At 43.0% G+C, this 14378-nt stretch carries 12 protein-coding genes and 1 tRNA gene; 9 read left to right on the top strand and 4 right to left on the bottom strand.

What is annotated here, in order from left to right:
• Window positions 1-28: 28 nt before the first annotated feature.
• The 3 genes from MA_RS22795 (at window position 29) to MA_RS29100 (ending at window position 1846) form a co-directional block, all read left to right on the top strand.
• Window positions 29-658, top strand: coding sequence for a hypothetical protein (locus MA_RS22795; RefSeq protein WP_011024237.1), 630 nt, complete (start codon window positions 29-31; stop codon window positions 656-658).
• Window positions 651-1373: a helix-turn-helix transcriptional regulator gene (locus tag MA_RS22790; protein ID WP_048065971.1), complete on the top strand. Its 723-nt coding sequence runs from the start codon at window positions 651-653 to the stop codon at window positions 1371-1373. Before MA_RS22795 ends, MA_RS22790 begins: the two co-directional genes overlap by 8 nt.
• A 62-nt stretch (window positions 1374-1435) precedes the next feature.
• A complete protein-coding gene (locus MA_RS29100) occupies window positions 1436-1846 on the top strand; it encodes a flavodoxin family protein (RefSeq protein ID WP_011024235.1) in 411 nt (136 codons plus the stop codon).
• A gap of 419 nt (window positions 1847-2265) precedes the next feature.
• Here the strand turns inward: MA_RS29100 and MA_RS22780 are convergent.
• A tRNA-Gln gene (locus MA_RS22780) sits at window positions 2266-2338 on the bottom strand.
• A 2244-nt stretch (window positions 2339-4582) separates the two neighbouring features.
• Here MA_RS22780 and MA_RS22770 point away from each other — a divergent pair.
• Both MA_RS22770 and MA_RS22765 read left to right on the top strand, forming a co-directional pair.
• Window positions 4583-5695, top strand: a complete 1113-nt coding sequence (locus tag MA_RS22770; protein ID WP_011024234.1) for a methylcobamide--CoM methyltransferase — start codon at window positions 4583-4585, stop codon at window positions 5693-5695.
• Window positions 5696-6176: 481 nt separating this feature from the next.
• A complete protein-coding gene (locus tag MA_RS22765; RefSeq protein ID WP_011024233.1) occupies window positions 6177-7934 on the top strand; it encodes an alkaline phosphatase in 1758 nt (585 codons plus the stop codon).
• A 41-nt stretch (window positions 7935-7975) separates the two neighbouring features.
• Here the strand turns inward: MA_RS22765 and MA_RS22760 are convergent, their stop codons facing one another.
• A complete protein-coding gene (locus MA_RS22760; RefSeq protein ID WP_048065969.1) occupies window positions 7976-8167 on the bottom strand; it encodes a type II toxin-antitoxin system HicB family antitoxin in 192 nt (63 codons plus the stop codon).
• 232 nt (window positions 8168-8399) lie between these two features.
• Between MA_RS22760 and MA_RS29095 the strand changes: the two genes are divergently transcribed.
• The 4 genes from MA_RS29095 to MA_RS22750 all read left to right on the top strand — a co-directional run bounded on the left by MA_RS29095 (window position 8400) and on the right by MA_RS22750 (window position 11931).
• Window positions 8400-8690, top strand: a complete 291-nt coding sequence (locus MA_RS29095) for a hypothetical protein (RefSeq protein ID WP_226990927.1) — start codon at window positions 8400-8402, stop codon at window positions 8688-8690.
• On the top strand, window positions 8606-8932 hold the full coding sequence (locus MA_RS29090) for an SLC13 family permease (protein ID WP_248698064.1): 327 nt from the start codon (window positions 8606-8608) through the stop codon (window positions 8930-8932). Before MA_RS29095 ends, MA_RS29090 begins: the two co-directional genes overlap by 85 nt.
• A complete protein-coding gene (locus MA_RS29085; protein ID WP_226990696.1) occupies window positions 8929-9579 on the top strand; it encodes an SLC13 family permease in 651 nt (216 codons plus the stop codon). Before MA_RS29090 ends, MA_RS29085 begins: the two co-directional genes overlap by 4 nt.
• A gap of 240 nt (window positions 9580-9819) precedes the next feature.
• Window positions 9820-11931 (top strand): methyltransferase domain-containing protein, encoded by a 2112-nt coding sequence (locus MA_RS22750; RefSeq protein ID WP_011024232.1) that lies wholly within the window; start codon window positions 9820-9822, stop codon window positions 11929-11931.
• A gap of 293 nt (window positions 11932-12224) precedes the next feature.
• Here the strand turns inward: MA_RS22750 and MA_RS22745 are convergent, their stop codons facing one another.
• Window positions 12225-13319: an OBG GTPase family GTP-binding protein gene (locus MA_RS22745; RefSeq protein WP_011024231.1), complete on the bottom strand. Its 1095-nt coding sequence runs from the start codon at window positions 13317-13319 to the stop codon at window positions 12225-12227.
• Window positions 13320-14025: 706 nt separating this feature from the next.
• Window positions 14026-14193 carry a hypothetical protein gene (locus MA_RS27745; protein ID WP_157860394.1) on the bottom strand — a complete coding sequence of 56 codons (168 nt, stop codon included), beginning with the start codon at window positions 14191-14193 and terminating at the stop codon, window positions 14026-14028.
• Window positions 14194-14378 lie beyond the last annotated feature (185 nt).

Raw genomic sequence — 14378 nt, 5'->3', positions numbered from 1 at the left:
CATTTAAAACCTGAGAGATGATTTCGTTATGAAAGCATATAAAACTAGTGCGGTAGTCTTTTTGCTGGCAATATGCATAATTGCTATTGCACTTGGTTATGCAGGTAGTAAAAGCCTTCCTGAGGAAAACAGTACGTTTGTTGTGATAGAAGCAAACCCTACTGGAATGATTATTCCACGGTATCTCATCACCGATGAAGTGGAAAATGTATTGTCGGAGATTAAGCGTGAATATCCTGACAATGTTTTATTTGATGATGAGGTAACACTGATAGGTTCCGAAACAGTAGATTCCTTTGAAAATTCCATAAATGAAAACAACATCGATTTTGATTGGACTTCCGTATATCCATTCTATCAGCTAGAAGCCTCGCTTGTTACGCCTGGTCCCTATATAGTATACTCTTCAGCATCATCTAATTCGGTAACTATCTCGTATGATGAACTGGAAAAGATATTAAACGGCGACAATGAAACGGTTTCATACTACAGAGAACTTTTGAATAACAGTAACCGTGAAAATAACAGCGAATACAGTATTTGTGTAGAAGGCGAGAATGCTTCCGTACTCTCTGTAGTCATAACGGATAAAGATAATTCATCTCTCCGGCATCGCGGAGTTATAGCCATTGGTTCATCGGGGAATTACAGTGAATAAGAAAGAACTGGCATATGCAATAATTCTTGCAGCTTCATTGTTTTCTCTATCTTTACTTCTTTTTTCCCAGGGAATCACAAGTCTTTCTGTTTCTCTGAGCGATGAACAGCCTTTTGCCGTTGCTGTCCCAAAAATGTTCACGATGAATAAAGTAATTATTATGCTTGTTCTAACTTCTATGGGAACTTATAGCCTGACCATGCTCACTACAAGCATGGAAGTAGCTCAAAAAATAACAACCCCGGAAGTTACAGAAACAGTAATCGGAAACCAAATTTCACTTTATCATGATGAAGATTATGCAAATAAAGTAGACTCTAACAGAGTAGACTATAACAAAGTGAACTGTAACAATGCAGTTGGTAATGATATTGCTCAAGAAGAAATTGAAACTCCTGAAGAATCAGAACTTGACTTTGAAAAGGCAGTATCATTGACATATAAAGCTGATAAATTTCCATTTCATGAAACCGGCCAGTTCTCGTTCAATAAAGCCGAACACAAAAGGAAAATTGCGTCTGACCTTCTTGAAGGAGATGAAAAAAAAATATATTTAATCGTTTACGAAAAAAAACAGATACTGCAAAGCGAACTTGTACTTGAGTCCGGTCTTTCAAAAGTAAAGGTAAGCAGATTGTTACAAAAACTGGAAAACAAATCGCTCCTTATAAGAAAACCTTATGGTAATACTAATAAGGTAATAATTATTGAATAAACTTGAACAATAGCAAAGTTTGAAATTTGTATATTGTTGGAAAAATTGGGTGATTGCAAATCATGAAAGTTCTGGTTATCATGGGTAGCCCTCGAAAATGCAATACTTATCAGGCGGCAAAAAAGATAGAAGAGTTCATGCAGCCTATGGGTGGCGTTGAATTCGAGTATCTGATGCTCAAAGATGCAATTTTTTCCCAATGTCGTGGTTGCCTTGTCTGTTTTTCTGAAGGCGAGGATCATTGTCCATGTAAAGACGACACTCCTATTATTGAACAGAAAATGCATGCAGCTGACGGAGTAATCTTTGCTACGCCTGTATATGGCATGAATGTTTCTGCGCTCATGAAAACATTCATCGATCGTTTCTCATATATTTTTCATCGCCCGCGTTTCTTCTATAAAAAATCCCTCTTCTCTCTACTGCCGGAGTTATTATCCTTAAGGAGGTTCTCGATTACCTGGAACTGGTAGCTGGGTTATGGGGTTTTGAGGTATCTTCAAGTGTTGGTATAGTAACTCGAGAACCAATTTCCAAAAAGAAGAAACAGGAGAATAACCGGAAGCTTGAGGAAGCTGCATCTCTTTTTTATAATTCCCTCAAGAAAGAGCGCCGATTCCCGGGACTTCAGGATATACTGATTTTCCGTACTCAGAAGGCAAACTTTGGTGAACTTTCCCAGATTTCCCCTGCTGATTATACATACTGGAAAGAGAGAGGCTGGCTTAGTCCGGGAACAAAATATTACGTGGATATGCCGGTAAATCCTGTTTACAGTGCTATCGGCTGGATGTATGAACAGATATTCAGAAGAAAAATGCGAAAGGAACTGGCTGAAATGTAAAAAATAAGTCTTTTCTACGTCTTAGTTGACCAATTCAAAAAAGTAGTATAGTCCTGAGCGGATTCGAACCGCTGTCCCGGGCTCCAAAGGCCCGAAGGATTGACCACTACCCTACAGGACTGCACGTGAAAGCTTTTACTTATAGCTTAATTCATGTACTTAATTTTTGTGCCATTTTCGGACTTTTTTGTGGTATTTATAGTTCTACTTTCAATTATTTAAAATGTAGTTTGTTGGCATTGAAAAATTTTGCCTGCCTCTATTTTTTGTTTGAGAAGAATTTTTCATATAATTAATTTAAAGTATCTTACATTCTTAGTTATAAGTGGAGCTGGAAGACATAGGGACGATCGAATAGCGAAGTATTAGGCGGATTGTTAAAGAATTGCCCGGAGTTGCCTGTTCCTGCTCTGGTAGTATGTTTGATGGGAATATATTTTCAGAGCTGCTGTGTTGGGGGATGCGGTAAGGGATAAATGGGACACCGGGCTTCTTCTTATGTTCAATATTTGTTTTCAGTGCTTTCGAACATGTTTATGTTCTATTTTTGTATTCAATTTTTGGTCGCTTTCTTCCTATTTTTGCATACTTTCAATCTGTTTTTGCTATTGTCAATACTCATTTGCTTTTCTACGAACACTTTTGCTGAGTATTTCTGGTTAAAAATTAGAATTAGAGAATAATTTATGCTGGCTTTGAAACTTTTTATAACACAAAATACTTTGTAACAGAACAATTTTTGATATAATTAATTTAAAATAATTTCCGCTATTAGTATATACTGGAGTTTGGAAGTAAGATGGGATAATCTACCGATACAATCTGCCACCTAAAAAAACCGCCTGGAGGCGTTGGTTCTGCTCTGAACAGTTATGTTTGGGGGAACATATCTTCAGGGTTGCTGTGTTGAGGGAGCAGCAAACGGACGCAGCATCTCCGGGCTTCTCTGAAACTATTTTTTCTTCCGTCTTTTTCCTCTGTTCTCTACTTCATTTTTTCACTTTTTTTATACTCTTTGTTTCTCTATTTTCTTGTTCTTTGTCGCAGTCTACTGATTTTGAAGGGTGAAGCACAGAGTCTGACAGCTGAATTTTTCTCCTTAAATCTTTATTTTACTTTGAATATTTCAAAGCTAAATTAATTTTTGTTTAAAAACAAAATTTTGGATAATTAATTTAAAATAGCCAATGGTATAATGTTATATTCGTGGAGTTGGGAAGTGAGTAGGGTATAATATAAACAGAAATGCTTGGGGGCCATTGATCCTGCTCTGGATCAATATGCTTGGGGGAGCATATCTTCAGGGCTTGCTGTGTTGGGGGACTCAGCAAAAGTGGATATCAGTGCCTCCGGGCTTCTTCTCACAATGTTTTCACGGCATTTTTTTCTCTCGGAAATCTTTTCCTGCCACTTTAAAAGTTGTCAGAAACGGGCGTTTGATCGGAAGGTCGATGTTCTCTTTTTCTATATGAAGTTCAACTGCTTCTTTCAGGTTCGAAACCGCTTCTTCAATCGTTTTACCCTAACTTGATATTTCCAGTTCCAGGCATGAAGATACGTACTGCTCATTCTCTTTTTTTACCATTGCAGAAAATGTAAACATTTTTGTCATTTTTTGTAATACCCCAGGTTTTTGTCTCATTTTAGTCCAATACTTCGCAGCTATTACTTTTTAACTCGAAAGTTTACAGGATTTCCAGGTAAGAACGGATCTCATTCATTCTGACTTTCTTTCAGTCTTCCTTTATTTCGTCCATTGATTCTTAATCCTGCATGATTCTAATGGGATCTGAAGGAAATAACATAAGGTAAATATTTCGGCATATGGCCGGACTTAAAATATGGTTAAGTAGACGTATTTTCTCATTTCTTATGTATTTTTTTATATTTTTTGAAGATGCTGTTTTAAAATACTCCTGGCTCCTATTTCAGGCTTAAAATCTAAAATTCTGAGTATTGTCTGAGAATTTCTCCGGAGACAACGGAGACGGGCAACTCGATGAAAACAAGTATTTGCTGGATATGACCGATTCTTCAAACTGAAAACAAGTATTTGCTGGATATGACCGATTCTTCAAACCCTGTACTGAGAATCGGGGCTATTTTATGGGGTTGTCTCATCAATGAAGTCTCCAAACGGGTGAAAAAGCCGTATTGAAATTTCAGGAACCCTGAAAAAACGAATTTTTTTCTTTTACTTCTTTTTTATTCATTTTTTTATTCATTTTACTCTTCTTGCCCTCTTTATGGGCTGAATATGGTCGAATTTCTCTCCTCTGGTTTTTTCTTTTTCATGATATCTGGGTGGTATTTATAAAACTACTTTTATAGTGATATCTGGAAGCTTAAAAAAAGGAGATCTCTTATGGAAGCGGAAATGACCTCAAGGGAGCGTTTTATTAACGCACTCGAAGGAAAAGGTGTTGACAGAGTCCCATACGGCTACCTGTGGTTCGGGGCCGGGCATGAGGTACTGGAGCGGATGGGCACAAGCCTCAGGGATGCTTACGGTTCTGCAGAGGGAATTGCAAAGGCGCAGATCCTTGCCCGGGAGATGTACCACCACGACAATGTGATGTCTCCCTGGGGCTGCCTTCTGGTGGAAGCCGAGGCACTCGGGACGAAGGTAACTATAAAGGAAAATGCCTATCCTGCGGTTGAGAAATATGCTCTCAAATCCGCAGCCGAGCATGAACTGATAAACCCCGATAATATCGAGAGGTCCGGGAGAGTGAAGACCATTGCCGGATCGGTTGAAATTCTCTTGAAGGAAATCGGGGATGAGGCACTTATCATTGGGGCAACCATGTCTCCCCTGATGCTCGCATCTCAGGTCATGGGTGGGAGCAGGCTCTGCATTGACATGCTGAAGGACAGGGACAGTTTCCATTCCCTGCTGGAAAAACTCACTGAAAGCTGCATCCTTTTTGCCGATACCCTGCTTGAAGCCGGAGCAGACGGTATTTTTGTTGAAAACGGGGAGAGTACAGGGGATCTTTTCAGTCCTCAAATGGCTGAAGAATTCATGCTGCCCTATACGAAGGAACTCTATGACCATATCAAAGCCGAAGGAGGATACGTAATATCCCATAACTGCGCAGCTCATGCCTTTTATGACCTTGAAATGAAACTTGAACCCCATGCCCTTAACTTTTCCTTCGGGGATGTCAGGCTGCTCGGCAAGAAGTACGGGGTCGAATGTAAAAAGCTCCATAACCACAACAACATCGGGTGCGGGCCGAGGCACTGCTTCAAGGAGTTTAAGGAATTCTCCGATGCCGGTATCTGCCTTATGGGAAACATTATCCCGGATGCCCCTCTCACCGGTTCAAGGGCTGAGATCGAGCACGAAGTAAAAAGCTGCCTCTCCGCAGCCCCGGAAAAAGGTTTTATCCTTGCTACAGGCTGTGAAATCCCTCTGAACACGCCGCTTGAAAAGATGGAAATGCTCTGGGATGCGGTAAAAGCCGGGATTTGAAGCCTTTTTTCAGGCTTTTGTTTTCAGAATTTTTCCGAAAAATAAGCCTTAGCGGCACAAAAGTTAAGTTATTCCGTAGTACGCAATTATTAATAACAGGATTAATTCAGCAACACGGTTGTCCAGTACTACACGGTTATCCGGTGTTGCACAGTTTTTAAAAAGCTCCGGGAAAGTTCTTCTCGGAATTTTTCATTCTATTTTTTCCCCGTTTTCAATGACTTATTTACTTTTTTCACTTATTAATTCTAATGATAGATGAGGGGAGGGATATAGACGGGTATTTTGCCAGATTCAAGATACTGCAAAATAGGGTTATATAGCTGTACTTTTCCAGCATTGTCTATCGTCCAATATATATTTTATATGTGAAAAATTCAAATACAGCTGGCTTCCTCCTCAAATATGAGATCTAAATTCTGAGTATGGCCTGACATGCAAGCCTGCTCTTTAAAATCTGCTCTCAGTTCGAGGAATTTTCATGGAAAGCAAGGAAACAAATATTTTGCTAACTTTTTCCATCATAGGGCTTCTGCTGCTTGGAAACGTCGGTTCTGCAGTAGCTGTGAAAGGCAATTTGAATAACAATGCCGATTTCAACGATTCCGTTAACTGCAAACCTGTTGCAGGGTCGGAAGCCAAAGTAAAAAACGTTATTGTCATGGTCCCCGACGGGTGCTCTCAGAGTGTAGAGACTCTTGCCAGGTGGTATAGCGGAGAACCCCTGCAGCTTGATGAAATGTTAGCAGGAGCGGTATCCACTTACAGCGCCGACTCGGTAATTACGGACTCTTCTTCTGCCGCAACGGCATTTGCTACCGGGTTCAAGACAACTAACGGTTTCGTAAGTGTTGGTCCCAGAAACGATACTCTTCTGACTACACTGGATGAGGAGTCAATGGTTGCACCTTACAGCCCGCTCGCAACAGTCCTTGAGGGCTCAAAACTAGAAGGCAAAGCTACCGGGCTTGTTGCGACCTCCAGGGTGACTCATGCAACACCTGCCGCTTTTGCATCCCACGTTGATAACAGGAACAATGAAAGCGAAATTATGGAACAGATGGTGTACGAAGACATCGATGTGGTCTTCGGCGGCGGTTCGCAGTACCTCCTCCCAAAAGCCGACGGCGGCAAGAGGACTGACGGGGAAAACCTTACTGAAGTCCTTCTCGGCAGAGGTTACCAGTACGTTGACAACGAGACCGAGATGCTCGCCCTGAGTTCCGGGAAGGCATGGGGGCTCTTCGCCGGCAGCCATATGCAGCCGGACATCGACCGCGCTGAGTTTGCCCCGGAGGAACCTTCTCTTTGCAATATGACTGAAAAAGCCATCGAACTTCTATCTGAGGACAAAGATGGCTTTTTCCTGATGGTGGAAGGCAGCCAGGTAGACTGGGCAGGGCATGCCAACGATCCGATTTACGAAGTAACCGATTTCCTGGCCTTTGACGAAGCTGTCAAAGTCGCGGTCGACTTCGCCGAAGCAGACGGGCACACCCTTGTTATTATATTCCCTGACCACAATACCGGCGGGATGACCATAGGGAGTTATTATGACTCGGAATATGATGATACTAGCGTAGAAGACGTGGTAAACCCTCTTGAAGGCATGAATATCACTGCGGCGGGAGTGGCTAATAAAATCGGAGAGGATCTTTCTTCCGATAACATCAAATCCCAGTTGAAAACCTGGTGGGGCATTGATGCCACAGATGAGGACGTAGACGAAATCCTTTCCCTCAAAAACAACGGGACCTCTCTTGACTACGCAATCAGCGAGGTCATTAGCCGGAATTACACCGTAATCGGCTGGACAACCCACGGGCACTGCGGAGAAGACGTCCCTCTCTGGGCTTATGGTCCCGATTCCCCTGCAGGGTACATGGATAATACCGAAATTGCTGAATATATTGCTGACAAACTTAGATTCGACCTGGCCGAGACAAATGAGCAACTCTTTGTTGAGGTTGGAAATGTATTCTCCGCAGATGAGTACCAGCTTAACACAATCGACCCTGAAAACCCTGTGCTCAAGATCGGAGATGCCGAACTTCCGGTAAACAAGAATATTCTTGTCAAGGGCGGCGTAACCCATGAGCTCGAGGGAATAGTTGTCTACGCTCCAGCAACTGATAAGGTCTATATTCCCACTGAAGCGCTTTCGCTGATAAATGAGACAAAAATTAATGGAAAATTAAAATATGACAGTAATGGAAAGTCAAAATATGACCGCAGGTAAGGGTATCAGAAGCTGTCTGATAATATGAAAACCCACAAAAATCAGTAATACACAATTTTCGAAAAGCCCTGGGGAAGTTCTTCTCCCAGGAATTTTTCAACCTCTTTTTTCAGGTTTTCAACGGCTTCTTCTACAGTTTCTCCTCTACAGATTACATCCGCTTCGGGGCAGATTGAAACATAAGAATTCTCTTCCTCCCGGATGGTTGCAGAGAACGGAAACCATATCGTCATATTCTGAAATATTGTTCAGTCCATTTTAAGCGTTTCGTATCCCGCTAGCTGCCTGTCAGGAATGTACTCTCCCTTGCTCCCATGAACTACTTTTTCATGAGCCTGCATGTGCGAGCGCAGGTAATTAATACTTGCAAATATATCACATTTGAAGTTTATACAAATAGAATTTCGAAACTTATGTCGATCAGCTTGCGGGATTTATGGCAGCAGAGTCTTTGATATCCTCTTTGTGTCTTCACCCGACCTTTCGGTGCTCGTCCTCCTTGGTGTCCTCTCCCTTACCGCTCTTCTGCAGGTCGGGTCTTTAAGGCTGCAGACCTGGCAGGTTATGACCCTCGGGGCTCTCCTGGTGCTATTGCTCGGAGAAATCTCGCCTCAGGAAGCTCTCCATCAATTAACCTGGACGTGCTCCTCTTTTTATTCGGGGCCTTTTGTGTGGGGGAAGCGCTTAACAGGAGCGGATATCTTGCCTGGCCTGGGAGCCGGATTGTTTCAAGGGCGAAGAATACGGATCAACTGACCCTGCTTGTGATATTTTCTACAGGGCTGCTCTCCGCAGTCCTCATGAATGACACCCTTGCTATTATGGGTACCCCGCTTGTTCTATGTTTTTCCCGGAAATACGAGGTCTCTCCCAAACTCATGATCTTTGCCCTGGATTTCGGAATAACCACTGGAAGCGTCATGAGCCCTATCGGAAACCCGCAGAACCTTCTGATCGCAATTGACGGAAATCTGGAATCTCCTTTGTGGCTTTTTTGAGCTCACTTGCTCTGCCTACTCTTATAAACCTTGCACTTGCTTACGCAGTACTCAGGTTTTTTTTCAGCCGGGAATTCGGAAAACCTTCCCTGGTCCATTCTGAAGTGGTCATTTTCGATCCCGAACTTGCCGAAATCTCAAAAAAAGCTCTTTCCCTCCTGCTGGCTCTTATTGCCTGTAGTATCCTGCTTGTGGAATTTTTGCCTTCCCGGGATTTCAGTTTGAGCTGGATTGCCCTTCTTTCAGCTTCTCCATTGCTGCTCAGTAAAAGGCGAACCGAAGTTGTAAAGAACATTGACTGGACAACTCTGGTCTTCTTTGTTTCGATGTTCGTGCTTATGGAAAGTGTTTGGATTTCCGGAACCTGCCAGGAACTTCTCGGCAGAATGTCCCCGCAATTAGGCTCGGTTCTTATGATCCTGGCTCTCAGCATAGGACTCAGCCAGCTTATTTCTAATGTACCCTTTGTTGCGCTCTATCTTCCTGCAATGGGAACCGGGGTCTCTCAGGGGCAGCTGATGGCACTTGCCGCTGGAAGTACAATTGCGGGGAATCTTCTAATCCTGGGCGTTGCAAGCAATGTTATAATTCTTCAGAATGCTGAGAAAGAAGGTGAAACATTTTTTTATCAAATTCGCCAGAATTAGCCTTTTAATTTAATTTTCAGATCTTATTATTTACTTTATATTCTTTTAACCTTTAAAAACAATAATATTTCTCCAAATAAAGATAAAACACCTATTATATCTCTAAATATCCTTTCAAATCCTATTAATCCTTAAATAAATCCAGTTCGATAACTCTATCAGTATATAAAGGGTATTCAACCCTCAGATAAACTTGATATACTGAAAGCACATACACTTTTTTCTGGAAGATATCAGATCATGACCCAGAATACTACCGATTCAAATCCCAGGCGCAAACGCGCTAAAGGTACCGTACAGACGAAAACCCTCGGTCCCGTTGATGACCTTGAACCTCATGTCCGATCCGACTGGTGGCAGACTCTTTTTAACTCACTTTACCTCAAGACCGATGCTGATCTTCTGGATGATATGGAAGTTACAAGGAAAGAGGCGGATCTTCTTGTCTCCATTCTCGGACTAGACCCTGAAGACATGGTTCTTGACCTTTGCTGCGGCCAGGGCAGGCATGTCCTGGAACTGGCAAGAAGGGGGTTTTCAAACGTTGAAGGCTATGACAGGTCCCAGTACCTTATCCGGAAAGCCCGAACAAGGGCTCAGAAGGAAAACCTGCAGGTCAGGTTCAGGGAAGGGGACGCCAGAAAACTGCCTTACCCATCTGATACTTTCTCTGTGGTAACCATCCTTGGAAACAGCTTCGGATATTTCGATTCCACTCTGCATGACCGAAAAGTGCTTGAGGAGGTTTTCAGAGTACTGAAGTCCGGGGGCAGGGTTTTTATTGATGCCGTAGATGGGGACCATATGAAAAAGAATTTCCAGCCAAGATCATGGGAATGGCTGGATAGGAAGTACTTCGTATGCAGGGAAAGAGCCCTTTCTTCTGATGGTGACCGCCTTATATGCAGGGAGGTTATATGTCGCAACGACCGGGGAATAATTGCGGATCAGTTTTATGCTGAGAGGCTGTACAACAGGGAAAGCCTTTTTGAGCTGCTTACCGCATCAGGTTTTAGCATCCCGACCTTTCACACAACCTTCAGCCCGGTATCAACAGGGACCCAGGATGCAGGAATGATGGGACAGAGAATCCTGCTTTCGGCAACTGTTGAGAAAGCCTGGCCGTCGCTATCTTCTTCTCTTCAGAATGCTGAGAGTAAAAAGCCCCTTAATGTTGTTGTGGTGCTCGGAGACCCGAGAAAGGAAGACCAGGTCAAGCCTGCGTGCGTATTTGACGATGACGATTTAGAAACCGTTAACAGGATGAAACAGGCACTTTCCGAGATTCCTTACATGAAATTCACTTTCCTGGACAGGCACGAGACCCTGCTCGAAGACCTCAAAAAGAGGGCAGGAAAAACTGACCTTGTACTCAACCTCTGCGATGAAGGTTTTAACAACGACCCCATAAAAGAGCTCCATGTTCCTGCCCTGCTTGAGCAGTTCAACATCCCTTATACGGGGGCGGGGCCTCAGTGCCTTTCTTTCTGCTATGATAAGTCTCTTGTAAGGGGAGCCGCCCGAGAAATGCGGATTCCTGTGGCAAAAGGAGTTCTCGTTACCGGGGATTCTGATGTTTCGAGTTTTTCCCTCTCTTTTCCCTTGCTGGTAAAACCCAACTCAGGAGACTCAAGTTACGGGATCACACAGAAAAGCATTGTCCACAGCAGGGAAGAAATATTCGATATTATGAAGGAGACGAGGGAAAAAATAGGGGCAGACAAGCCTTTCCTGCTGGAAGAGTTCCTTCCCGGGAAAGACATCAGTGTCGGAATCATCGGAAACCCGCCTTTCTGTACCGTGCTGCCTATCACGGAAGAAGACTATTCTGCAGTCCCTGAAGACCTCCCCAGGATCTGCGGGTACGAAGCCAAATGGCTCCCTGACTCTCCCTACTGGAAAATCAAATCAGTGCCGGCCGGCCTTCCTGAAAAGACCGAAAAGGAAATTGTGAGGTGCTGTCTTGCTCTCTTCACAAGGCTGGGCTGCCGTGACTATGCCCGCTTTGACTGGAGGCTTGACGCCGAAGGCAGGCCAAAACTGCTTGAAGTAAACCCGAACCCCGGCTGGTGCTGGGATGGGCACCTCGCAAAAATGGCAGCTTATGCGAATATTTCTTACTCCGGAATGCTGGCAGCTATTCTTGAAGCTGCAAAGAAAAGGTGTGGTATCGGAACGAGTGTAAAGATTGAGCTTCAAAGAAAAGCCTCTGAACGGTCCCCAAGGAAAAGCCCGGATGAATATGCTGCGGAATTCGAGGAGGAAGTCGAAGCTAAGGGTCCGATTGAATCCGAGAACGACAGAAAGAGAAATGTTTTTTCCGGCAATTCGCAAACAATGCAGGCTCTTTAAGAGTGTATAAACTCGAAAAGATCGGCAAAATCAAAAAATTGGCAAAATTAAAAAGATCAGTTAAAAATAGGTTAGATTTGAAAAAAAATAGTTCGAAAAAATCATTTGAATAAAATAGTATTCAAAAAATCGTGTTCAAAAAACCATAGTACGCGAAAGCTTGATTTCTTCCTTTTTCTTTCCTTTCGCTTTCCTTTTTCTTTCCTTTCGCTTTTCTTTTTCTTTTACTTCTGGTGATTACTTACTTCTGGTGATTACTTACTTCTGGTGATTACTTTACTTCTGGCGACCATTTATTTCTGGATAATTATCATAAGGATGTCTTCATCCTCCATGATATGCTCAAGTCCTACTCTCTGCCCGGGGTGTTTTGCAGACGGGCCCCAGACCTGAGCATAACGGAACTTCCTGCGGAAATCACGGTGCAGGCGGTCGCAAATCTGGCCTATGTTTGTCCCGCTCATTACTATAAGAGGCTCTTCCATATCTGCGGGTTGTCCCTGAGGTTTGAGGTAGACCCGGATAAAACCCAGGCAGTCGTAGATTGAGTCCTTGAGATTCTCGATATTAATGCCTTCATGAGCCGAGATAAAAATCGACTTGGGATACAATTTCCGGCATTCTTCTATCAGTTGAGGGTAGGCAAGGTCTACTTTGTTGACCACTGTCAGGGAGCGGACATAACTTCTGTTGCCCAGGACTACATCGATAAGCTGGTCCACAGTGATATTTTCCCTTATAAGGACATGGGCATTGTGGATTTTGTATTCGTCCAGCACGGCTTTTATGGTTTCTTCATCGAGGTCAAGGTCGATTGTCGAGTTTATCTCGATTCCTCCCCTGTCCTTTCTCTTGATGGTGACGTCAGGGGGCACCTCATCCACCCGGATTCCTGCCTGATAAAGTTCGTCCATGAGCACTTCATAGTGCTTGGGCTGGAAAACATCGAGCAAAAAGATAACCATGTCGGAGTTTCTTATGACCGAAATTACTTCTTTCCCGCGGCCGCGCCCGGACGATGCGCCTTTTACAAGTCCTGGAACGTCGAGGAACTGGATGGTTGCGCCTTTGTGTTCAAGCACGCCAGGCACGACGGTAAGGGTGGTGAATTCGTATGCTCCTACCTCTGATTTTGCTCCCGTAACCTTATTCAGAAGGGTAGATTTCCCTACCGAGGGGAAGCCCACGAGAGTTACGGTACCGTCTCCCGATTTCTTGACCGAGTACCCTTCTCCTCCACCCTTTGAAGAGGCTTTCTTCTCAATTTCGTCCCGCATACGGGCTATCTTGGCTTTCAGCCTACCTATATGGTGAGAAGTTGCCTTGTTGTACTGGGTCTTTCGGATTTCGTCTTCTACTTCCTGTATTTGCTCCTGTATGCTGCTCATCTGGAACCTGCCGATTTCGGGACTGAAGAAATGATCTTTTGTATGTGAAAAATAAACCGCACCCAAACGGTCTCTACAAACCTTTTTTGATCCAAAACAGATCCGTTATCTGGATATTTTATCCTGAATAGTTGGATGGAATATATATAACTATGGAATGGTTTTATTTACTGGTTCGGGAATCGGAAAAATATTCCGGTAGAAATATCCTTATATATTTGTATGTCTTTATAATTATAATAATATTTAAAGGTTGTTGAAAAAGAGTTCCTCATGAGTATCGCAAGCAGGACTTACGTGATCGAATTAAGAATGAATAATCTCTCTGAATAATCTCTCTGAATAATCGCTCCCATGCAAACCATGGAATCAAAAATCTATGGTAGGAACTATTGATGGGCAAAGTCCGTGCATAGCAGTGAATTCACTCCGGTTGTTTCCATTTATATAGTCTACTTTATGTTGTCACTTTAGTTTCACGGCTTGCCGGTGTAACGGAAAACCAGCGTACGCTTCGAAGTGGAATATGTCGGTTTCTTCCATCGGTCAATTCCATCCACAGAAGGTCCAGACCAAATCTAACTTCTGTACAATCGAATGACTCATAATAACCATCGATCCACCTAACATTTACTTTAACACTGTCCATATATCGAGTCCCCCTTATCAAATTCTTTTCTCGATTTTTGGTTCCCTTTCTCGATTCTTAGTTCTCTTTTTTGCTGTCTTTCTTCTTTTTTACTGTTTTCTGAACTTTTTCATTCCTCTGGCTGTATTTGTGACTTAACCCTATAACCGGGCAGTACTTCCCTGTAAAGTCAGTGTCCGGTATCCTTCGGAAAAGCCTGTACTCGATTGTTTTTCTTGGATACAACTCCTGAATCCTGCTAATTAAAATTCCGGAGCTTTTTCCGCAATATTTTTTTATAAATTCAATGAATAAAAAGACGGATATATTTTTGGAAATTAAGTTTCTGAGAAAAGGTTTACCATAACCGGGTTTTGCTCCAGGGCAGTTTTATTTTCTTTGAAGTTCTGACAGCCTGCCGGAATTATGAT

It is taken from the genome of Methanosarcina acetivorans C2A, assembly GCF_000007345.1.
Taxonomy (GTDB): Archaea; Halobacteriota; Methanosarcinia; order Methanosarcinales; family Methanosarcinaceae; genus Methanosarcina; species Methanosarcina acetivorans.
The sequence above is the reverse complement of the archived record's forward strand: the minus strand, read 5'-3'. Positions and strand labels throughout refer to the sequence as shown.